At 69.2% G+C, this 21,087-nt stretch carries 16 protein-coding genes; 4 read left to right on the top strand and 12 right to left on the bottom strand.

All coding sequences use genetic code 11. The annotated features are described in order from the left end of the window. From AC1DGW_RS12825 to AC1DGW_RS12775, 11 genes are all read right to left on the bottom strand, one after another. On the bottom strand, positions 1–181 hold a 181-nt coding region (locus AC1DGW_RS12825; protein WP_478023513.1), incomplete at its 3' end, for a transaldolase family protein. A gap of 14 nt (positions 182–195) precedes the next feature. Beyond that, on the bottom strand, positions 196–1,389 hold the full coding sequence (locus tag AC1DGW_RS12820; RefSeq protein ID WP_478023511.1) for a CaiB/BaiF CoA transferase family protein: 1,194 nt from the start codon (positions 1,387–1,389) through the stop codon (positions 196–198). A 114-nt stretch (positions 1,390–1,503) separates the two neighbouring features. Further along, complete coding sequence (locus AC1DGW_RS12815; protein ID WP_478023509.1) at positions 1,504–3,363, bottom strand: glycoside hydrolase family 127 protein; 1,860 nt, start codon at positions 3,361–3,363, stop codon at positions 1,504–1,506. After that, the gene (locus tag AC1DGW_RS12810) at positions 3,360–5,549 is read right to left on the bottom strand and encodes a formylglycine-generating enzyme family protein (RefSeq protein WP_478023507.1); all 2,190 of its coding nucleotides are present in this window, start codon (positions 5,547–5,549) and stop codon (positions 3,360–3,362) included. The genes AC1DGW_RS12815 and AC1DGW_RS12810 overlap by 4 nt, the downstream gene beginning before the upstream one ends. 29 nt (positions 5,550–5,578) lie before the next feature. Further along, a complete protein-coding gene (locus AC1DGW_RS12805) occupies positions 5,579–6,520 on the bottom strand; it encodes a ribokinase (RefSeq protein WP_478023505.1) in 942 nt (313 codons plus the stop codon). Continuing rightward, entirely contained in the window at positions 6,517–7,773 is a 1,257-nt protein-coding gene (locus tag AC1DGW_RS12800; protein WP_478023503.1) for a serine hydrolase domain-containing protein, read from the bottom strand. Before AC1DGW_RS12800 ends, AC1DGW_RS12805 begins: the two co-directional genes overlap by 4 nt. A 20-nt stretch (positions 7,774–7,793) precedes the next feature. Further along, on the bottom strand, positions 7,794–10,022 hold the full coding sequence (locus AC1DGW_RS12795; RefSeq protein WP_478023501.1) for a TonB-dependent receptor: 2,229 nt from the start codon (positions 10,020–10,022) through the stop codon (positions 7,794–7,796). A gap of 541 nt (positions 10,023–10,563) precedes the next feature. Then, a complete protein-coding gene (locus AC1DGW_RS12790; protein ID WP_478023499.1) occupies positions 10,564–12,735 on the bottom strand; it encodes a TonB-dependent receptor in 2,172 nt (723 codons plus the stop codon). Between the two features lie 247 nt (positions 12,736–12,982). Next, positions 12,983–13,864 (bottom strand): LysR family transcriptional regulator, encoded by an 882-nt coding sequence (locus AC1DGW_RS12785; protein WP_478023497.1) that lies wholly within the window; start codon positions 13,862–13,864, stop codon positions 12,983–12,985. An 85-nt stretch (positions 13,865–13,949) separates the two neighbouring features. Continuing rightward, the gene (locus tag AC1DGW_RS12780; protein ID WP_478023495.1) at positions 13,950–16,346 is read right to left on the bottom strand and encodes a sodium:solute symporter family transporter; all 2,397 of its coding nucleotides are present in this window, start codon (positions 16,344–16,346) and stop codon (positions 13,950–13,952) included. Between the two features lie 44 nt (positions 16,347–16,390). Further along, the gene (locus tag AC1DGW_RS12775; protein WP_478023493.1) at positions 16,391–17,257 is read right to left on the bottom strand and encodes an HpcH/HpaI aldolase/citrate lyase family protein; all 867 of its coding nucleotides are present in this window, start codon (positions 17,255–17,257) and stop codon (positions 16,391–16,393) included. Positions 17,258–17,400: 143 nt separating this feature from the next. Here AC1DGW_RS12775 and xth point away from each other — a divergent pair, with 143 nt between their 5' ends. Then, entirely contained in the window at positions 17,401–18,174 is a 774-nt protein-coding gene (gene xth, locus AC1DGW_RS12770; protein WP_478023491.1) for an exodeoxyribonuclease III, read from the top strand. Between the two features lie 54 nt (positions 18,175–18,228). Here xth and AC1DGW_RS12765 read toward each other — a convergent pair whose 3' ends face one another. Further along, positions 18,229–18,483: a GlsB/YeaQ/YmgE family stress response membrane protein gene (locus AC1DGW_RS12765; RefSeq protein ID WP_478023489.1), complete on the bottom strand. Its 255-nt coding sequence runs from the start codon at positions 18,481–18,483 to the stop codon at positions 18,229–18,231. 96 nt (positions 18,484–18,579) lie between these two features. Here AC1DGW_RS12765 and AC1DGW_RS12760 point away from each other — a divergent pair, with 96 nt between their 5' ends. The 3 genes from AC1DGW_RS12760 (at position 18,580) to rsmG (ending at position 21,025) form a co-directional block, all read left to right on the top strand. Then, complete coding sequence (locus tag AC1DGW_RS12760) at positions 18,580–19,167, top strand: 4'-phosphopantetheinyl transferase family protein (RefSeq protein WP_478023487.1); 588 nt, start codon at positions 18,580–18,582, stop codon at positions 19,165–19,167. 115 nt (positions 19,168–19,282) lie between these two features. Next, on the top strand, positions 19,283–20,287 hold the full coding sequence (locus tag AC1DGW_RS12755) for an urea transporter (RefSeq protein WP_478023485.1): 1,005 nt from the start codon (positions 19,283–19,285) through the stop codon (positions 20,285–20,287). A gap of 99 nt (positions 20,288–20,386) precedes the next feature. After that, positions 20,387–21,025: a 16S rRNA (guanine(527)-N(7))-methyltransferase RsmG gene (gene rsmG / locus AC1DGW_RS12750; RefSeq protein ID WP_478023483.1), complete on the top strand. Its 639-nt coding sequence runs from the start codon at positions 20,387–20,389 to the stop codon at positions 21,023–21,025. Positions 21,026–21,087: the final 62 nt, after the last annotated feature.

The following is a 21,087-nucleotide window of genomic DNA, read 5'->3' as shown; positions in this document are numbered from 1 at the left end:
GGCCCCATTCCAGCTCGCGCTCGATCAGCCCGGCGTAGACCGGCAGGTCGAGCGCCTTCTTCACCAGCGTCGGGTTGGTGGTGCAGTCGACGGGGCGCAGGCGCTTGATGGCGTCGTAATCGCCGGTGTCGGCGACGACGACGGACAGTCCGCGCAGCTGGGCCAGCTTTGATTGGATCATTGCGTGTTCCCGGATCAGGGCGTGGCGCCGTCTTCGGCGACGCTGGCGACGACGGCGGCCGTGTCCTGGTCGAACGTCGGCGCGGCGAACGGATGGGGGCCGGGTGTGCGGCCGAACACGACGGGACGGGCGATGCCGCGATAGCTGCCCAGCAGCGGGTGCGGCAGCGTGGCGATCATGTCCTCGGCCAGCACCTGCGGATGCTCGAACATGTCTTCGACCTTGCGCGCGGCCGCGCACGGCACGTCCTCGCCGAATAGCGCCTCCCACTCCAGCGCGCTGCGCGTGGCCAGCGCGGCATGCAGCCGCGCCAGCAGCTCGTCAGAATGCTCGGCGCGCTTGCGCACCGTGTCGTAGCGCGGGTCGGTGGCCAGTTCCGGCAGTCCGGTCTTCCCGCACAGTGCCTGCCAGAAATGCGGGGTATTGGCCGAGATGTAGAGCCAGCCGTCGGCGGTCGGGTGGATGCCGGTGACGCCGCCCGAGCGCATGTCGCGGCCTACCGCTTCCGGCTCGCCCTCGGCCCAGATCATCCGCGCCGACTGCATGGTCAGCGCGCTGCGCAGCAGCGACACGCCCACGTACTGTCCCTCGCCGCTGCGCTCGCGCTCGTACAGCGCCGAGGACACGCCCGCGGCCACCAGCGCGGCGGCGTAGTAATCCACCACCGAGCCATAGAGGATTTCCGGCGCGCCGCCGGGCTTGCCCTGCATCGCGCACATGCCGGTCATGGTCTGCAGCACCTGGTCGTAGCCGGCCTTGTCGCGCAGCGGGCCGGCCTCGCCGTAGCCGCTGACCGCGCAGTACACCAGCCGCGGGTTGAGCCGCTGCAGGCTGTCGAAGTCGATGCCCAGCCGCGCCGGCACGCCGGGGCGGAAGTTGTGCACCAGTACGTCGGCCTCGCGTACCAGCCGCATCAGCACCGCGCGCTGGTCGGTCTGTTTCAGGTCCAGCACCACGCCGCGCTTGGAGCGGTTGACGCCGAGGAAGGCGCGGCTTTCCGCTTCCAGCGTGGAGGGATACTTGCGCAGGTTGTCGCCGACCGGCGGCTCTACCTTGATCACTTCCGCACCCTGGTCGGCCAGCAGCGTGCAGCCGTAAGGGCCGGCGATGTAGGCGCTCAGGTCGAGCACGCGCACGCCGCTGAGCGGACCGGTGGCGCCGGTGCGGCGGGCGATGTCGAAGGGGGAGGGGCTATGGCTTCCTGACATGGGGTGCACTCGATTCCTTGATTGCAGTTTCCTCCGCGGCGCCGGGAAGAAACATATCGTGCGGGTATTTTCAGCGAGGACTTAAAGCGGCGAATGGGCCGTGGGCCGGCGCCCTCACTGCGTCGGCGCCAGCGACAGCCAGGTCAACCGCCAGGCGCCGTCCTCGCGCCCGCCGCAGCGGTAATACGGTTCGAACACCAGCGGCGCGCGGCACTCCAGCCGCATCGTCACCGGCGCGCCTTCTCCGCGGTCCTCGCCGACCTGCAGCCACTTCGATGGATCGCCGGCCGGCAGCTTCACCGTCTCCTCGGTCCTGTAGCCGTCGATCAGCCCCGTGGCATAGACCAGCGGGCCATGGGTGAGGCCGATGTATTCCCAGCGCAGCACTTCCTGCGCCACCGGCGAACCGTCGGGCGCGCGTGATTCCTGCACGTTGATGTTGGCCGCGCGCTGCAGCTGCGGCCGCATCGGCAGGGCCACGGTGACCATGTCGCCTTCCTGCCATTGGCGCAGCAGCTGCACGAAGCCGTCTTCGCCGGCCTGCACCGGCATGTCGACGCCGTTGACCTGGATGCGGGCGTCCTCGGCCCAGGCCGGGATGCGCAGGCCGATGCCGAAGGTGGCGCTGTTTTCCGGCAGCACCCGCAGCGTGACCTGGCCGTCGAACGGATAGCGCGTCTGCTGCCGCAGCGTCACCGCGCCGGCCTCGGCGTGGTGCAGGGTCGCCTGCCCGGCGCCGTACAGGTTCACCCGCAGGCTGCCGTCGGCGGCGGTGCCGTAGGCGATCTGCGGCAGTTCCTCCACCGCCATCGCGCCGGAGGATTTGCAGCAGCGCCAGTACGTGGTGTGCACGCGCCTGCCGTTGGGAAAGGTGTAGTAGCACCAGTCCTCGCCATTGGGCGCCATCGCCGCCAGCAGGTCGTTGTACGCGGTGCGCTCCAGTTCCTCGGCATGACGCGCATGGCCGGTGATGGCCAGCAGTTCGCGGTTGAGCTGCATCCACGCCAGCACCGAGCAGGTTTCCACGTAGGCCTGCGGGAAGAACGTGCGCGGGGCGTTGAACACCTCGCGCGAACGATGCGCCACGCCGCCCCATGGGCCACCGCCGAGGGTGAGGTGCCGGTCGCGGATGTTGTGCCACAGGCTGTCGACGGCGACGCGGTAGTCGTCCTTGCCGGTGGCCTTGTACAGCTTGGCCAGGCCGACCAGGTTCCAGCACAGCTGATAGGCCTTGCCGGTGGCGATGAAGGCCGCGTCCTCGCCGGCCAGCGCCTTGTCGAGCAGGGCCAGGCGCGGATTGGCATTGGCCTGCTGCAGGATGGTCTCGGCCAGGGCGAGGTAGCGCGGCTCGCCGGTGACCAGGTACAGGTCGGCGGCCGGGTCCAGCAGCACCGTGGCCGACATGCCGTGGTGGTTGCCGAGCGTGGTGATGTCGATGCCCGCTTCCAGCGCCTGCCAGCACAGGTCGGCGATGCGGCGCGCGGCCTGCAGGTAGCGGTCATCACCCAGCGCACGCCAGGTCTCCAGGAAACCCAGGATCAGGTAGCTGTGGGTCCAGATGTCCCAGGTACGCAGCGCCGGTTCGCCGTTCCAGCTCTCTGGTTTTGGCGGCTGCGGCACCGTGAAGCGGCGGTCGGCGGCGTAGTTGCCGAGGTAGCCGTCGGCGTCCTGCTGGCTGATCAGCCAGTCGGCGACGCGGCGCAGATGGGTTTCCAGCTGCGGTTGCCCGCCCTGCGCGACCGCGCGCGCGGTGGCCGACAGCCATTTGCCGGCGTGCTCGCCGTACCAGTCGCCCTCCTGGTTCTGCCGTTTGTGCGCCTGGCCGAAGATGCTGATCGACGGGCTGTCTTCATCGACGATGAAGTGGCTCAGCCGGCCGCTGCGGTTGGCGGCCAGCATCTGCCCGAACAGGCCATCGAGCCGCACCGCCGCGGGGGCGGCCAGCTGCTGGCCGCAACCCATGGCCGCGCTCATGTCGCGTCCACCACGCAGCGGAAGCCGAGCATGCCGCTGCGGTCCTTGGCCGGCGCCATCAGCAGGTACTTGCCGTGCTGGTCCAGGCGCCAGGCCTGCGGGAAGTACCAGTGCGAGGTCTGCGGCTGGTAGCTGGAACCGCCGCGCAGGATCGCCGCGCGGGTGTGCTCGTCGACGAACTCGTCGGTCCACTGCCACACGTTGCCGACGAGGTCTTCCACGCCGAACGGGCTGGCGCCGCGCGGGTGCGCGTCGACGTCGTCCGGCGGCAGGATGCGGCGGCCGCGGTTCACGCGCGGCACGCGGGTCTGGTCCCACTCGTTGCCCCACGGGTACAGCCGGCCATCGTCGCCCTGCGCGGCGTACTGCCATTCCCATTCGTGCGGCAGGCGCTTGCCGGCCCAGGCGGCGTAGGCGCGCGCGTCCTCCAGCGACACCCACGTCACTGGCTTGTTGTCCCAGCCGGCGCGCGGCGCTCCGTCCACCCAATGGGCGAGGAAATTGATGTCGTCGGCCGGGTGGTAGCCGGTGGCGTCGATGAACGCCTTGAACTGCGCATTGGTGACCGGGAAGCGGTCGATGTGGAAGGACGCCATCTGCATGCGCCTGCGGTGGTGGCGGCGCGGACAGTCTTCCCATGGGAACTGCACGTCCTGGCCGGCCCAGTTGAAGCCTTCGATCTCCACGCCGCCCACGGCGAACACGAACTCGCCGGCGGGAATGGTGACCATGCCCTGCGGCGCGGTCGCCTGCGGGGCAGTGGCGGGGATCCCGCGCAGCTGCTGCGGGATCGCCTTCCATGCACCGGAATGGCTGTTGAGCGGCCGTTCGGCGCGTTTGGCGGCCTCGGCCATGAACGCATCGAATCCGTCGAGCGCGACCCCCGGCCGCACGCTCAGCACCGCACCGAAGCCGCGCGCTTCCATCGGCAGCTCGATCACCGCCACGCCATCGCGCACCGCCGGCGACAGCGCCGTGCCATGCCATACGTCGTAGTAGCGCGTGCCGTCCACGTGCGGCAGACCGATCTGCTCGCCATCGACCGCGTACTCGTTGCGGTTGATGAAGGTGTGCAGGCACAGGCCATCGCCCGGGAACCGGCTGGCGAAGATGCCGCCCTGGTAGCAGACCTGGTACGGCTCCCAGTCCATCGACACGACCAGCTGCGGGAACTGGCGGTAGATGGCGGCGATACGGCGCAGGGTTTCGCCGTCGCGCGGCGTGAACTGGTTCCAGATGCCCCAGATGTTCTCCCAGGCGTTGTAGCCGATGCCGTTGAAGAAGCAGTACTGCAGGTCGTGGTTGCGGTTGCGGCCCCAGCGGTTCTCGTAGTTGACCATGTGGCGCGGCTCCAGCCACTTCCACTTGGATACCGGCGGCACCGGGCCGTCCGGGGCCTTCTTGCCCCAGCTCTGCACGTTCCAGATCAGCTGCTCTTCCGAGCTGATGGTGGACTCGGGCTGCACCACCACCGGATTGCCGTTGGCGTCGCAGGCGTCGAAGAACGCGCGCGGCACGCCGTTGAAGGTATCGCCGTTGATGCCGTCGGCGCCGGTGGCCTTGATGATCCCGGCCATGCCGTCCCAATGGGTGACGCCCGGGTCGCGGGTGCCGTGGTCCCACGGCTTGGCCGGCAGGAACACGCGCACGCCGCGCCTCTGGAACGCCTGTACCGCGGCCTTCAGGCCCTCGATGCCGCCGGGCAGCGTATGCGCCAGGTCGAACTGGTTGCGGTCGTCGATGCCGATGTTCGGGTAGATGTACCAGATCAGCACCGAGTCCAGCCCGCCGAAGCGCCCGACCAGGTCGTCCAGGTACCTGTCCACGGTGTACTGCGCGGTGTCCACGTCGAAGAAGTAGCGGTCCTCGACCATCATCTGCGCGTGCACGAAGTTGCGCTGCGCCCACTGCAGCTCGGGACGACGGTAGTTCGCGTCGGTGTAGCCGATGCGCACCAGGTGCTCGCGGCGCCAGTCCTTCAGTTCGGTCAGCCAGTCGGCGGCGCTGGCGTTGGCGTCGATCATCCAGCTGCCGATGTCGGCGAACGGCCAGGCCGGCGCCTTGCCCGGCGTGGGGAGATAGCGGCCGGTGGTGACGTGGGAGAACCTGTACTCGGTGGTGATCGCCTCACGCCCGTGATCGGTGGCTTCGTTGTCGTAATCGGGCGTGGTGTACGGCGTGGTCATGGCATTCATCCAGCGGAAAACAGAAAGGGTCAGAGCGCGCACCATGCCGCCAGCGCGGCATGGGCGTCGGCGCCGGGAACGCGCGCGGCATCGGCCAGCAGGGCGGCGACCTCCGCGTGGCCGGGGATGCTGGCCTGCGCGCCCAGCCGTGTGCAGGCCAGCGCGGACGCGGCGCTGGCGGCGAGCAGCGCCTGCTGCAGTGCCTGCCCGTGCGCCAGCGCCGCCACCAGCGTGCCGCAGAACGTATCGCCGGCGGCGGTGGTATCGACCGGAACGATGGAGAACGCCGGCTGCAGCAGGATGCGGCCTTCGCTGCGCGCCAGGCAGCCGCGCGCGCCGAGGGTGACGATCACGCAGGGGACGTCCAGTCGCGCCAGGCCGGTGGCCAGGTCCGGCGGATGGCCGGCAACCATGTCCAGTTCGCCTTCGTTGACGATCAGCAGGTCCAGCGCGGCCAGCAGCGCGGCCGGCAGCGCCTGCGCCGGCGCGGCGTTGAGCGCCACCTTGACCCCGGCCGCGCGCGCGGCCCGCGCGTGGGCGAGCACGGTGTCCAGCGGCGTCTCCAGCTGCAGCAGCAGCCACTGCACGCCATCCAGCGCCGGCAGGTGCGCGGGCTGCAGCGCCATGTTGGCGCCGGGGGCGACGGTGATGGCGTTCTCGGCATCGTCGGACAGGCAGATGAAGGCGGTGCCGGTCGGCAGCTGCGCATCGCGCACGACGTGCAGCTGCACGCCGGCATCGACCAGCGAGGCTTCGATGGGGCCGGCGAAATCGTCCTCGCCCACCGCCAGCAGCATGCGCGTGCCGGCACCACCGGCCCGCGCGCAGGCCACGGCCTGGTTGGCGCCCTTGCCACCGGGGAAGGTGCGGAATCCACGGCCGAGCACGGTCTCGCCTGGCGCCGGTACATGCGCGGCGCGCACCACGAAATCGAGGTTGGCCGAGCCGGCGACGAGGACGGTGCGACTCATGGAATGGCCTGGTAGACGAGGTTGTAGAAGCGGGTCGAAGGCGACGCCAGCGGCCTGTCGCCGCCGGGCAGGTATTGCAGCATCAGGATCGCGACCAGATGTTCCTTGCGGTCGATGGTGAAGTAGGTCGAGGCGGCGCCGGACCAGCCGAACTGGCCGACGCTGCCCAGCCTGCCGCGCGCGGCAGGATCGGTGACGACATAACCGCCCAGCCCGAAGCCCTCGCCGGGTCCCTGGCCGGGTACCACCGGCTCGAAACCGCCGAGCTGGTCGCTCATCATCAGATCGATGGTCTTGCGTGACAGCAGCTGCTGTCCGTTGCCGCGACCATCGTCGAGCAGCATGTGCGCGAATTTCAGGTAATCGGCGGCGGTGGAATACAGGCCGCCAGCGCCGCTGTCGTAACCCTTCAGGCGCACGCCGGGGCTGCGCGCGCTGGCCGTGTCGGCCACGCGCAGGCTGCCGTCGTCGTTGCTGGTCGGCAGCTCGACCACGCGCCCGCGCTGCGCGACAGGCACCTCGAAGCCGGTATCGCGCATCGCCAGCGGGTCGAAGATGCGCTGCTGCAGGAACTGCGCGAACGACTGGCCGCTGACCACTTCCACCACCCGCGCCAGCAGTTCGGTGTTGCTGCCCTCGTAATGGAAGTGCGTGCCGGGCGGATCGGCCAACGGCAGCGTGGCCAGGCGGGCGGCCGCGTCCGCCAGCGAGGTGGCGCTGTCGACGTCGGCGGCGGTCAGCCGCTTGGTCGCCACGCGATGCGCATCCGACGCCGCGGCGAAACCGCTGGTATGGGTGAGCAGGTGGCGCAGGGTGATGGCGCGCGGCGCCGGTGCGAGCTGCGGGTGCTCCAGATCGCCGCCGATCACCACCTGGCGGTCGGCGAAAGCGGGCAGGTAGCGCGACACCGGGTCGTCCAGCGAGAGCTTGCCTTCCTCCATCAACATCAACACGGCGGCCGAGGTCACCGGTTTGGTCATCGAATAGATGCGGAAGATGTCGTTTTCCCGCATCGGCCGCAGGCCGGCGCTGTCGGCGTGGCCCCAGCGGCCATGGAAGACGACGCGGCCCTGGTGCTCGACCAGGGCCACCGCGCCGGGAAACCTGCCGGTACCGGTGCTGGCCTGCAGGAAGCCGTCCAACCGCTGCCAGCGGTCGTCGGCATGGGCCAGTGTCGAGCCCAGCAGGAGCAGGAGCGCCGCGCCGTACCGCCATGCATGCGCGGCGCGCGGGGGCATCGGGGATCTGCGCATGGCGGGCGCTCCTGCGTGCATCAGCGGAAGGTATACGAATAGCTCAGCGATACCACGCGGCCGCGACCGGCCCAGTAGTTCTGCCAGCCATCGCCCTGCGAGCCGCTGAGGATGTAGTACTTGTTGAACAGGTTGTCCACGCCCAGCGAGAACGTGCCGAAGCGCCCGGAATCATAGTTCACGCCCAGATCCCACAGCGTGTAGCCGTTGATCTTCTCGTCGTACTTGTACTTCTCGCCGTCGTACTCGCGCACGGCCGAGCCGGTCAGGTGGCGGTCGCGCAGCATGCTGGCGCCGAGCGTGGCGTCGACGTTGGGCAGCGGCTTCCACACCAGGGCCGCGTTGATCTTGTCCGGCGTGGCGTCGAAGATGCCCAGCGGTTTCTTCAGCGGGCCGGCGTCGTAGCGGCCCTGCGGGTCCGGGCCCCAGAACGAGGTCCAGCCGCGCAGGTGCGTGTACAGGCCGGTGATCTTGAAGCTGTCGTTGAAGCGGAATTCGCCGGTCAGCTCGATGCCTTTGATGTCGGTCGGGGCGCGGGTCATGATGAAGTCGCTGGTCAGCGGATCCACTTCCAGCGAGGCACCGAAGTCCGACGTGGAGTGGTACCAGCTGCCGCTCAGCGCGCCGCGCGAACCACGCCAGTTGAAGCCCACGTCGATGTTGTCGACGATGATCGCCTGCAGGTCGAGGATGCCCTTCACCGACTGGCCGGTGTAGTTCACATTGCGCAGCGGAATGCCGATGTCCGGCAGGGTGAAGCCCTTGCTGTAGGCGCTGAACAGCGAGAACTGGTCGGTGACGCGCCAGATCGCGCCGAAGTTGGGCAGGTTGGCGGTGTAGTCCAGGGTGCCGCCCTCGACGAACACGCTGTTGCGGTAGGCCACGGTGGTGTAGCTGTCGACGTCCAGTTCGCCGTTCTCGCGGCGCAGGCCGCCGCTGAAGGTCACCGGGCCGACGTCCCAGGACAGCTGCGCATAGGGCGCGACGCTCCGGTAGTCCATCGGCGGCACCCACACGCGGTCGGTCATCACCAGGCGCTGTTCGGCCACGTCCTGCACGAAGTCCACGCCGGTATGCAGCTCCAGCCCCTCCGCGCCGAAGATGCCGGGTCGCGTCCACGAGGTGCGCAGGCCCTTCTTCCGCGACTGGATCTCGGACTGGTCGAAGATGCGGTCGGCGTCGTCGGCCGGTGCCGGCTTGACCAGCTGCCGGTCGGCGCCGTTCTCGGGCAGGAAGCGCATGCCCTGTCTTGCCTGGTAGCCGACCAGGTCCAGCGCGCCGCCGAAGAAATCGCTGTGCGTGTACTGCAGGCTGTACTGGATGAACTTGTTGAGCGCGTCGTGCTGGCCGTCGATATGGCCCTTGACCGATGTGTTCGGCACCGGCGTGTCGCAGGGCGGCCAGTCGTGCGGTCCCTTGCAGCCGACCAGCTGGATGTAGTCGCCGTTGCCGCCGATGTTGAAGTTGCTGTACGTCGCCTGCAGGCGCTGCTCGCCGTCCTGCCCGAAGTTGTAGCCGCCCTTGAGGTAGAGATTGCGCGACTTCGAGTCGGCCAGCGAGCCGCTGGAATTCATGCCGATGCTGCGGCCCTTCGCGTCGTAGGCCATGCCGCGCTCCAGCTGCGAGGCGCTGGCCAGGAAGTCGTAGTCGTCCTGCTTGATGGCATGGCTCAGGCCCAGCTTCCAGCCCATGCTGTCGTCGCGGAACTGGGTCTGGTAGCGGGCGTTGACCGTGGTCTCGCTGCCGGTCTGCTCGGGAACCTTGGAGATGTAGTTGATCACGCCACCGGTGGCGCCGATGCCTTCGGCGGCGGACGGGCCGTTGATGACCTCGATGCGGCCGATCACGCCCATGTCGGTGAACGTGCCGTTGCGGGTGCCTTCGCGCAGCGGCGAACCCTGCGGAATGCTGTCGAACAGACGCAGCGGAATGCGCCCGCGCAGCGACTCGCCGGAGTTGGTCATCGCCTGCGACGACTCCGCATAGCCGGGAATGGTCCGCGCCAGCACCGCGGTGTTGTCCTCGGTGATGACCAGCGACTGCCGGATCTCTTCCGGGGTGATGATCGAGATCGCGCCGGGGATCTTGTCCACCGCCTTCGGCGCGCGCACGCCGGTGACGATGACCCGGTCCAGCTCGGTCGCCTTGTTGTCCTGCTTGTCCGCCGCCTGCATCTGCTGGGCCTGCACGCTGCTGCTGACAGCCGCAGCCAGGACCCATACCCCCAACCCCGCCGGTACCTTCTTCATGTTCTTCATCTCGTTGTTGTTCTGGACAAGAAGCGAATTGGACTGCAGCCGCGCGATGCGGCATTCGGATATTCCGTTGGCCTGCCGCATCCCTCCCGATGCGGCCCCCTGGCGAAGCCAGCCTAGGAGTGGCGGAGCAGGCATTGAAGGCGGGCGGCCTAGCTTCAGACATGAGGTTTTGTTGCTTGAAGCAAGCGGGGCTTCTCTCCCGCAGCGCAACAAGCAACTTTCCTTTGGCATCGCATGACGGCACCGGTGGGTACCAGGCAGAAGAAAACGGCGCCAACCTTGCCTGTGGCGCCGTTTCCGGAGGGGCGGGGGCTCGGGGGGGCATGCGGCCGCGCCTGGCCTCCTGGAGGTGCCGCTTGTCGGGCAGGTGGCGCCCAGCCTGTTGTCGCGGCCGGCGCCATTGGCGGCCATGCAGGACGGCACATGGCCCGATGCGTACCCCTCTCGTCATGCGCATCTTTCCCGGGCCGCAGGATGGCGCGGGCAGGCGAAAGCCGGCGGCGCCCGTTGCCGGGGCGCCGCCATGGAGCGGTCAGAACGCGATGGTGTGCGAGAGCGAGATCACCCGGCCGCGTCCGGCCATCCAGTCGTCGTTGGCGTTGCTGGCCTCGGAGGTGGTCAGGATGTACTGCTTGTTCAGCAGGTTCTCCAGGCCGAGGGTCAGCTTGCCGAAGCGGCCGGTGTCGTAGTTCACGCTCAGGTCCAGCAGGGTGCGGCCGGAGGTGTGCTCGGCGCCGCTGCGGCCCTGGTTGATGGTGCGCGCGAGCAGGGTGGTCGCGCCCAGGTTCAGGTCGGCCTGCGGGGCGAAGCGCCAGAACAGGTTCATGCCGATCTTGTCCGGGCTGACGTCGTTGGCGCCCATGCGCTTGTCCAGCGGCCCGTTCCTGGTGAACCAGGTCTTGCCGACGATGTGCGAGTACAGCGCGCTGAGCTTGAGGTCGCTGCTGAAGTCGTAGCTGCCGGTCAGTTCGATGCCGTTGATGCGCACCGGGCCGCGGTTCATGACGAAGTCGCCGGTGACCGGGTCGGTGCTCAGCGAGACGCCGAGTTCGGAATAGCTGCGGTAGTACGAGGCGCTGGCCGAGGCGTTGCCGCCGCGCCAGTTGAAGCCGATTTCCTTGTTCTCCACGATGATCGGCTGCAGGTCGAGGATGCCGTCGACCTTGTAGCCGGGCTTGTTGATGTTGCGCAGCGGGATGCCGACGTTGGGCAGGCTGAAGCCCTCCGAGTACGAGGCATAGGCCGACAGGGTGTCGGTGAAACGGTAGACCAGGCCGGCGTTGGGCAGGGTCTCGCGGTACTTCAGGGTGCCGCCTTCGACGAACACGCGCTTGTTGTAGTAGGTGGTGGTGTAGCTGTCCACGTGCAGCTCGCCGCTCTCGCGGCGCACGCCACCGCTCAGGGTGAGGTCGCCGATGTCCCAGCTCAGCTGGGTGTAGGGCGCGGTGGAGGTGTACTCCATCGGCGGCACCCACACGCGGTTGGTCAGCGCCAGGCGCTGGTCGGTGGTGTCCTTCACCCGGTCCACGCCGACGCGCAGTTCCAGGCCGTCCACGTTGAACAGGCCGCCGCGGGTCCACGAGGTGCGGAAGCCCTTCTTGTCCGAATTGACCTCGGACTGGTCGATCAGCGTGCCGATCGGCGCGATCAGCGGATCCTGGCGGTCGGCGCCGTCTTCGGCGGGGTAGCGCATGTGCTGGTCGGCGCGATACGCATCGGCCAGCAGGGTACCGCCGAAGAAGTCCGAGTGGCTGTAGGACACTGCGGTCTGGTTGAAGTCGTTGAACTCGGTCTTGGCGCCGAGCGGCGTGCCGTGCACCGAGGTCGAGGTGACGTTGTTGGCGCGGTCGCCGATCACGCCGGTGTAGTTGCCCTTGCCGGTCAGGTTGAAGCGGCTGACCGACACCTGCAGGCGCTGCATGTCCGCTTCGCCGAAGTTGGTGCCCAGCTTGAGGAACAGGTTCTTGGCTTCGGAGTCGTTGATCGTGCCCGAACCGCGCATGCCGATCTTGCGGCCCTTGCCGTCGTAGGCCATGCCGCGGTCGACGAAGGACGTGGCCAGCAGCAGGTCGTAGGCGTCTTCCTTGTGGCCGAAGGTCAGGCCGACCTTCCAGCCGTCGCTGTCGTCGCGGCCCTGGGTGCTCCAGCGGGTATTGACGCTGGTGTGGCTGCCTTCTTCCGGAGTCTTGGAAATGTAGTTGATGATGCCGCCGGCCGCGCCGACGCCTTCGGCGGCCGAGGGGCCGTTGACCACTTCGATGCGGCCGATCACGCCCAGGTCGGTGAAGCTGCCGGCGCGGTTGGTCTCGCGCAGCGGCGAGGTCTGCGGGATGCCGTCGAACAGGCGCAGCGCGATGCGTCCGCGCAGGGTTTCGCCGGAGTTGGTCAGCGCCTGGGTGGATTCGGAGTAGCCCGGGATGGTGCGCGAGAGCACCGCGGTGGCGTCCTCGGTCAGGCTCAGCGAGTTCTGCACTTCCTGCAGGCTGACGATGCTGACCGCGCCGGGGATGCGGTCCACGGCCTTGGGGGCGCGCGTGCCGGTGACGATCACGTTGTCCAGGTTGATCGCGTCCTGGTTGGTCGCGTGGGTGGCCGCCTGCTGCGCGGCCGCCGACAGGCTTGCCGTGGCGAGCACGAGGCCGACGGCCATCGACAGGTGCGTCCTGGCCGCGGCGCCGCTGCGTGCGCTGATTGGATGGGTCATGGTTCTCTCTCCCCCCGAAGTGGATTGCGACATCGACGACCGGGGAGCCGCGCGTGCCGGGAAACACATCCGGGCTCGCGCCCGCCGTGCCGGCGTGGTGGCGACTCTCTGTGGAGTCTGGCCACGCATTGGCCGGTCATGGGCGAAGACTAGGTGCGGCTTCATGACGATAGAAGCGCGGATACGTATGTTCATTGCCTAGGGTTTGTTGCCGATCGCAGGCAGGGCGATCGGCGGCCGGCACCGTTCAGGCGCGGCCGGGCAACAGCTCCGCGCGGCTTTCTTCCAGCAGGGCGTTGACCTGGCGGATGCGCACCGACGAACGCGACCAGACCATGCCGATGCGGCGCGGCTCGCAGGGCTCGGGCAAGGGAAGGCGCGCCACCGAGAGGCCCTCCGGCCACGGTCGCGCCCAGTCCGGCACCAGCGAGACGCCGAGGCCGCGGTCCACCATCACCGCGATGGCGTTGAGCGCGTTGAGCTCGAAGCGCTCGCGCGGCACGATGCCGACGCGGCGCAGGTATTCGTCGGCCTGGCGTCCGCCCCACTCATGGCGGTCGTAGCGGATCAGCGGTTCGTCGCGCAGCAGGTCGTGCGGGTCGCGCCCGGCCAGCCGTGCCGGCGCCAGCACCACCATCGGTTCCTCGCGCAGCAGCTGCCAGTCGCAGGTCTTGGGCAGCGAGAACGGCGCCTGCAGCACCATCGCCGCGTCGAGGTTGCCGGCTTCCACCGCGCCGTACAGGTCGGCCGAATAGCCGGGGCGGATGAACACGTTGATCTCGGGGAACTTGGCCACCATCCGCGCCAGGATGTCCGGCACCAGCCCGGCCAGCGCGGTCGGGCAGGCGCCCAGCCGCAGTTCGCCGGCCATGCCGCTCTCGTTGGCCACGCTGCGCAGGTCGGACACGTCGCGCAGCAGGTCGCGCGCGCGCTGCAGGATGCGCGCGCCCTCGGCGGTGACGCTGACCGTGCGTCCGGCGCGCGCGATCAGCGGCGCACCGAGCTCGCGCTCCAGCGTGCGGATCTGCTGGGCGACCGCGGCCGGCGTGATGTGCAGCGAACGCGCCGCCGCAGCCATCGAACCGCGGTCGACCACGGTGACGAACGTGTTGAGGAACTGGGTTTCCACGGCTATGCCCTCTGGATCCGGGGCAACGCTACAGGAGGGCATGGCGCGCGGCATCCGACCAACGTCATGGTCGCGCGCCCGCCGTTCATGTGGCGTCCTGCCGGTAGATGGTCAGGCCCTTGAGCGAGCGCGCCGGCGCCGGGAAGCACAGGCTGGCGAGGTAGCCGATCACGATGCACAGCAGGATCGAGATGCCCAGGTAGAAGTACGGATGCACCAGGTTGAACGACCACGCCAGCAGGGTCAGCGCGATGCTGCCGGCGATGCCGATGGCCACGCCCGGCGAGTTGGCGCGGCGGGTGAACATGCCCAGTGTGTAGGCACCGGCGAAGCCGCCGCCGAGCAGGCCGGCCAGTTCGATGGAGACGTCGAACAGCGAGTGGATGTCGTAGCGGGAGAGCACCAGCGCCAGGCCCATGCCGGCCAGGCCGACGACCACGGTCATGATCTCGGCGAAGCGCACGCTGCCGCGCTCGCTCGGGTTCTTCGCCAGCTTGTCGTAGAAGTCCACCGACAGCAGGGTCGCCACGCTGTTGATGATGCTCGACAGGGTGGACATGGCGGCGGCGAAGATGCCGGCGATGATCAGCCCGGTCACGCCTGGCGGCAGTTCGGCGGCGATGAACAGCGGGAAGGTGGCGTCGATCGGCAGCAGCGGGTCCAGCCGGCCCGGGTTGTGCCTGTAGTACATCCACAGCGCGGTGCCGATGCTGTAGAAGATGAAGCCGCCGGGGATCATCATCGCGGCGAAGATCCAGATCGAGCGCCCGGCCTCTTTGTCCGACTTGGTTGCCAGCGTGCGCTGCATCAGCACCTGGTCCTTGGGGAAGGTCAGCACCACGTCGAACACGACCAGGAAGATGAAGCCCCACACCGTGGCCTTGGTCAGGTCGAAACTGAAGTCCAGCAGCTTGGTCTTGTGCTCGGCCATGGCTGCTTCGCGGATGCCGTCGAAGTCGGCGCCCAGCGTCCACACGATGAAGCCGATGGCGAAGATCGCACCGCCCATCTTCACGAACACCTGCACGAAGTCGGTCCACACCACCGCGCGCATGCCGCCCATCACCGTGTAGATGATGGTGAACACGCCCATGATCAGGATGCTCCAGACCACGTCGATGCCGGTGATGGTGGCGATCGCCAGCGCCGGCAGGAACAGGATCACGCTCAGCCGGCTGCCGACCTGCATGGCGATGGCCAGCGCGCTGGCGAGCATGCGGATGGCCGGATGGAAGCGGGTCTCCAGGTAGGAGAACACGCTCATCAGGTCCAGCCGCCGCAGCAGCGGCACGATCCACACCGCCACGAACATCAGGCCCAGCACCGCGACCAGGTTGTTGGTCAGGTACTGCCAGTTGGTCTCGTAGGCCTTGGCCGGGATGGCGATGAAGCTGATCGAGCTGGTGTTGGTGGCGTACAGGCTGATGCCCGCGGCCCAGAACGGAATGCTGCGGCCGCCGACGAAGAACTCCGATTCCGAGGCGGTCTGGTCCTTCAGGTAGAAGTACACGCCGATGCCGATCATGCCGACCAGGTAGATGACGATCACGCTCCAGTCCAGCCAGCCGAGCAGGTGCTTGCCGCCCTGCACCTCGGCGTAGTGCACGCCGCCGTCGGCGCCGGTCCAGAGCAGGCCGTTGCCGCGCGCGGCGATGGCCTGCGGCGTCGGCGCGTCCGGTGCGTCGAGCGTGGCCCAGGCGCTGGTGATGGTATGGAAGGTGCGCAGGCGGGCTTTTTCGGCATCGCGCACCAGCATCAGCAGGTGTGCCTGGCCGAGCGCGCGCAGCGAGCCGGACAGGATGTGCCCTTCCGGAGCCGGCGCTTGTTCCCAGCCCTGGTCCACGGTCCAGCGCCACAACGCGTCGCCGGTCGCATCGCCGACGACCGCGTACAGGCCACCCTTCTGGCCCTGCAGCGCCACCAGCCGGCCGTCGGCCGGCCACACCGGCTGCGCCTGCCAGCCGCCGGCCTCGGCCGCCAGCGCATGGCGGTAGAGATGCATCGAGCCATCGGTGCCGGCGCCGGCCACGTACAGCACGTCGCCAAGCGCGGCGACCTGCGCCTGGTCGAGCGCCACCGGCAGCGCGAGCGTGCGCCCCAGCGCCAGTGTGTCGCCCTGCAGGCGCACGCCCTGCAGGCGGTCGCTGCTGTCGGCGGTGCCGCGCAGCAGCCAGGTCTGGCCACCGGCATTGACCGCCATGCGGATGTCGGTGCTGGCCCCGGCCGGCGCCAGCGCCAGCGGCTGCCATGCCTTGCCGTCGCTGCTCAGTGCCCAGGCCTTGCCGGCGGACAGCGCGACGTCGCGGCCGTCGATCGCCAGCAGCCGCGGCTCGGCGGCATCGGCCGGCAGTGGCGCGAGATTTCCCGACGCGACGGTGCTCAGGTTTTCCGCCGTTGCGGTGCCACCCAGCGCCAGCAGCGCCGTTGCCGCGAACAGGCGCAGGCCGCGCAGCAGGCGTCGGGGCGGGGGGGAGGCGGGCACAGCTGCGGGTATTGGCATCGACGTGGCTCGGCAGGACAGGGGGATCAGGCAGCGGGGGACGTGCGGCCGGCGTCGGCGGCCAGCAGTGCTTCGGCGCGACGCAGGAAGGGCAGGTCGATCATGCGTCCCTCGAACAGGAACGCGCCCCGTCCCTGGGCGGCCGCGACCGTGGCGGCGGCGACGATGCGGCGGGCTTCGGCGACCGCCGCGCCGGATACGCCGAAAACCTCGTTGGCCAGGCTCACCTGGCGCGGGTGGATGCAGCTCTTGCCGATGAAGCCCAGTTCGCGGGCCATCGCCGCCTCGGCGCGGAAACCTTCGTCGTCGCCGATATCGGGGAAGGCGCCGTCGCAGGCGAACACGCCGGCCTCGGCCGCCGCCATGCGCAGCGCGAACAGGGTGGCATGGACATTGGTGGCGGTGCGGGCGATACCGTGCGGGGCGAACAGATCGCCCAGCCCGAGCTGCAGGCCGGCCACGCGCGGATGCGCGGCGGCGAGCTCGGCGGCCAGGCGCAGGCCACGCGGCGTCTCGATGTTGAGCAGCAGGCCGATCGGACGCGTGACGCCGTTGCCGGTCTCGGCGCGTTCCAGCGCGGCGGCCGCTTCGCGCACCTGCGCCAGGGACTCGACCTTGGGAATGTTGAGCAGCCAGACCGACGGCAGCGCTACCGCCGCCACGTCGCCGGTGAAATGGGCACTGTCGATGCCGTTGCTGCGCACGATCAGCCGCCGGCCGCTGTCGGCAACCCCGGCCCGGGAGAGGAACGCGGCCACCTGCGCACGGGCGGCGGCCTTGCCGGCCTCGGGGACCGAGTCCTCCAGATCGAATGACAGGACATCGGCCGGGCCGGCCATCGCCTTGTCGAATAGTTCCGGGCGTGCGCCGGGCACGAACAGCTTGCTACGCATGGTTTCCCCTCATCCTGCGGGGCAGTCTGCGCGATTCGGAACGCTGAAAAAGTGTATTCCCCGACATTCATGCGATAGCGTTTGTTTGCAATGACCCCGTCGCTGCCGGCCCGGCACGCGGCGCCAGGACGTAGAATCGCGCCATGAAAATCGCCTCGTGGAACGTCAATTCGCTCAATGTCCGCCTGCCGCACCTGGAGCAGTGGCTGGCCGGTTTCGCCCCGGACGTGGTCGGCATCCAGGAAACCAAGCTGGAGGACCACAAGTTCCCGGACACGCGCCTGCTGGAGCTGGGCTACCGCAATGTCTTCGCCGGGCAGAAGACCTACAACGGCGTGGCGCTGCTGGCGCGCGACCCGATCGAGGACGTGCAGATCGGCATCCCCGGTTTCGACGACGAGCAGAAGCGGGCGATCGCCGGCACCATCAAAGGCGTGCGCGTGGTCAACCTCTACGTGGTCAATGGCCAGGACGTGGGTACCGAAAAATACGCCTACAAGCTGCGCTGGCTGGAAGCGGTGCACGACTGGATCGCGGCCGAGCTGCGCAGGTACCCGAAGCTGGTGGTGCTGGGCGACTTCAACATCGCTCCGGACGACCGCGACGTACACGACCCGGCGGTGTGGAACGGCGACCACATCCTTACTTCCACCGCCGAGCGCGGCGCGCTGGACAAGCTGCTGCAGCTGGGCCTGCACGATGGCTTCCGCCTGCACAACGACGCGGCCGGCGTGTTCAGCTGGTGGGATTACCGCGCGGCGGGGTTCCGCCGCGATCTCGGCCTGCGCATCGACCTGACCCTGGTGTCCGAGGCGCTCAGGCCGCAGGCGGTGGCCGCCGGCATCGACCGCGAGCCGCGCACCTGGGACCGCCCCAGCGACCATGCGCCGGCATGGGTGCAGCTGGCGAAGGACTGAGACAGCGAAGCCCGGCCGTTGCCGGCCGGGCTTCGTCATGCGCTGGCCCGCGGGTCAGCGGATGCTCTTGCGCGTGAACAGGTTGACGATGGCCAGCAGGATCACCGCGCCGAGCAGCGAGAGCAGGAACGAGCGCAGGGTGATGGCGCCGTTGATGCTGCCACCGTTGAACAGGAAGCCGGCGATCATCGCGCCGATGATGCCCACCACGATGTTCAGGATGATGCCCTGCTGCGCGTCGCGGCGCATGATGAGGCTGGCCAGCCAGCCGACAACGCCGCCCACGATCAACCAGATGATGATGCCCATGTCGATGTCTCCTTTCGTCTGTGCACCCGGAGCGGTGCGACCGTCGCAGTCAAGACGATCGGGCGTGAAGCGGCTGTGGACCGGGGCCGCGCGTTGATGGCGCCGGTGCCATCCTGGCGGTTCGGGCAGGTGAGGGTCTGGCAACTGCCGCACGTGCCCGGCACCCGCGGCGAGCCGCAGGCGCGCGAGCTGCTGGCGGCCGAACTGGACAGCACGCCGCAGGCCCTGCCGCTGACCCGCGACGAGCGCGGCCGGCCCTGGCTGATCGGCGAACTGGCGCATTACGGTACCGGCTGGAGCCACAGTGGCGGCCACCTGCTGGTGGCGCTGGGCGAACGCGCCCGGCTGGGCGTGGACCTGGAGCAGCAGCGCCCGCGCCGGCAGATGCGGCAGGTGATCGCCCGCTTCTTCCATCCCGACGAGATCGCCTGGCTGGACGGGCTGGACGATGCCGCCCGCGAGCACTGGTTCTTCCGCGTCTGGTGCGCCAAGGAAGCCCTGCTCAAGGCGCATGGCCATGGCATTTCCTTCGGCCTGCACCGGCTGCGCTTCGCTCCCGGCGAAGACGGCGCCCTGTACCTGGCCTGGTGCGACCCCGGACTGGGCGAGGCCGCGCGCTGGCACCTGCACGAATGGCAGGCTGCGGCCGATTTCCGCGCCGCGCTGGCGTGGTACCCATTCTGAAACCGGCGCGCATGCCGTCGTCGGCCCACATGCCGCGCCCCGACACTGCCAAACTGCGCTGCCCGGCTGGTCCGGGGCGGCGTCCGCGCCGATCTTCCGTGCCTGCGAGGATTCCATGAAGCCCCGTGTTCCCCCCCAGCCGGCGCATACGGCGTCCGCACCGCGCCCGGCCCGCCTGTCCGCTGATACGGGCGCGTGCGCGCTGGCGGCGGCGAGCACCCTGCTGCGCGGCATCAGCCAGGTGATGCTGCAGGACAACCGCCTGGCCGGCCTGCTGTTTCTGGCCGGCATCTTCTACAACTCGCTGCTGTTCGGCGCGGCAGTGCTGCTGGGAACCGCGGCAAGCACGCTCACCGCGCTGTGGCTGGGGGCCGAGCGCGCGAAAATCCGCGCCGGGCTGTTCGGCTTCAACGGCGCGCTGGTCGCCATCGCACTGCTGTATTTCCTGGAGCCGAGCCTGCTGACCTGGGGCTATGTGATGCTGGCGGCGGCCGGCACCACGGTGCTGATGGCGGCCCTGATGAACCTGTTCGCGGCGTGGAGGCTGCCGGCACTGACGGCCCCCTTCGTGTTCACCGCGCTGCTGTTCGTGCTGGCCTGCGCGCGCTTCGGCCAACTGCATTCCACCGGTTCCCTGCCCACCGCCGGCCTGCCGAAAGCGACGGCGGTGGAAGGCATCGTGACCTTCTCGACGGTGGTCGAAGGCCTGTTCAACGGCCTTGCCCAGGTCTTCTTCCAGGGCAATGTCGTCACCGGCGCGCTGTTCGCGATCGGCCTGCTGGTCGCGTCGCGGCTCGCGTTCGTGGCGGCGCTGGCCGGTTCGCTGGGCGGCCTGCTGGTGGCGTGGGGCATGGGCGCGGCCGAGCCGGCGATCCGCGCCGGTGCCTTCGGGTTCAATCCGGCATTGACCGCCATCGCGCTGTACGGCGTGTTCTTCGCCGCCAACGCCACGGCGGCGGGCTATGCCCTGCTGGGCGCGGTCGTCACCGCGGTGGTGTTCGCCGGCGCATCGGCGGCGCTGGAACCGATCGGCATGCCGGCATTGACCCTGCCGTTCGTACTGGTCACCTGGTGTTTCGTCGCGACCGGCCCGCTGTTTCCCCGTCTGCGCGCGCCGTGAGGCGGCCGGTGGCGCTGCCCGGCGGGCGTCGGGGGGCCATGGCGGCCTGCGTCCTCGGGTTGCTCCTGACGCGCTCCCCGGCTCTGCGATAATCCGCGCATGAACGACACCTCCCTACCGCCTGAAGTCGGCAGCGATCTGGCGAACGGCCTGCGGACGATGGGCCTGGACGCCGCGCTGGCCGAGCCGCTGCTGGCCTATCTGGCCTTGCTGGTGCGCTGGAACCGCACCTACAACCTCACTGCGATCCGCGACCCGCGCGAGATGGTCACCCGCCACCTGCTCGATTCGCTGGCGATGGTGCCGCACATCGAGTCCGGCACCCTGGCCGACCTCGGCACCGGTCCCGGGCTGCCCGGCATCCCGCTGGCCATCGCCCGCCCGCAGCTGCGGGTGACGCTGGTGGAAAGCAACGGCAAGAAGGCGCGCTTCCTGCGCGAGGCCGTGCGCCAGCTCGGCCTGGACAACGCCCGCGTGGCCGAGTCGCGCGCCGAGGCGCTGGACGAGCCGGCCGCCTACGACAACCTGACCGCACGGGCCATGGACACCTTGGCCGGCATCGTCGCAGTCGGCGGCCACCTGCTGCGCCCCGGCGGTCACCTGCTGGCGATGAAGGGCGTGCACCCGCACGAGGAAATCGCCGAGCTGCCTGCCGACTGGCGCGTACTCGATGTGCGTCCGCTGCAGGTGCCGGGGCTGGTGGGCGAGCGCCACCTGGTGGTGTGCAGCCGCACCTGAAGGCACCGCGGCCTTGCGCAGGAGCGGCTTCAGCCGCGAATGGGATCTCCCGATGAAGCCTT

The sequence above is a fragment of the Stenotrophomonas sp. 05N423 genome (genome assembly GCF_056397145.1).
Note: the sequence above shows the minus strand (reverse complement) of the source record. Positions and strands in the feature narration are given on the sequence as shown.

What these genes read in the sequence shown, in the direction of transcription:
- AC1DGW_RS12810 (WP_478023507.1), bottom strand. Translation starts at nt 5,549, where the DNA reads ATGACCACGCCGTACACCACGCCCGATTACGACAACGAAGCCACCGAT.
- AC1DGW_RS12815 (WP_478023509.1), bottom strand. Translation starts at nt 3,363, where the DNA reads ATGAGCGCGGCCATGGGTTGCGGCCAGCAGCTGGCCGCCCCCGCGGCG.
- AC1DGW_RS12775 (WP_478023493.1), bottom strand. Translation starts at nt 17,257, where the DNA reads ATGCGTAGCAAGCTGTTCGTGCCCGGCGCACGCCCGGAACTATTCGAC.
- AC1DGW_RS12765 (WP_478023489.1), bottom strand. Translation starts at nt 18,483, where the DNA reads ATGGGCATCATCATCTGGTTGATCGTGGGCGGCGTTGTCGGCTGGCTG.
- AC1DGW_RS12795 (WP_478023501.1), bottom strand. Translation starts at nt 10,022, where the DNA reads ATGAAGAAGGTACCGGCGGGGTTGGGGGTATGGGTCCTGGCTGCGGCT.
- AC1DGW_RS12755 (WP_478023485.1), top strand. Translation starts at nt 19,283, where the DNA reads ATGAAGCCCCGTGTTCCCCCCCAGCCGGCGCATACGGCGTCCGCACCG.
- rsmG (WP_478023483.1), top strand. Translation starts at nt 20,387, where the DNA reads ATGAACGACACCTCCCTACCGCCTGAAGTCGGCAGCGATCTGGCGAAC.
- AC1DGW_RS12820 (WP_478023511.1), bottom strand. Translation starts at nt 1,389, where the DNA reads ATGTCAGGAAGCCATAGCCCCTCCCCCTTCGACATCGCCCGCCGCACC.
- xth (WP_478023491.1), top strand. Translation starts at nt 17,401, where the DNA reads ATGAAAATCGCCTCGTGGAACGTCAATTCGCTCAATGTCCGCCTGCCG.
- AC1DGW_RS12760 (WP_478023487.1), top strand. Translation starts at nt 18,580, where the DNA reads ATGGCGCCGGTGCCATCCTGGCGGTTCGGGCAGGTGAGGGTCTGGCAA.
- AC1DGW_RS12790 (WP_478023499.1), bottom strand. Translation starts at nt 12,735, where the DNA reads ATGACCCATCCAATCAGCGCACGCAGCGGCGCCGCGGCCAGGACGCAC.
- AC1DGW_RS12800 (WP_478023503.1), bottom strand. Translation starts at nt 7,773, where the DNA reads ATGCGCAGATCCCCGATGCCCCCGCGCGCCGCGCATGCATGGCGGTAC.
- AC1DGW_RS12805 (WP_478023505.1), bottom strand. Translation starts at nt 6,520, where the DNA reads ATGAGTCGCACCGTCCTCGTCGCCGGCTCGGCCAACCTCGATTTCGTG.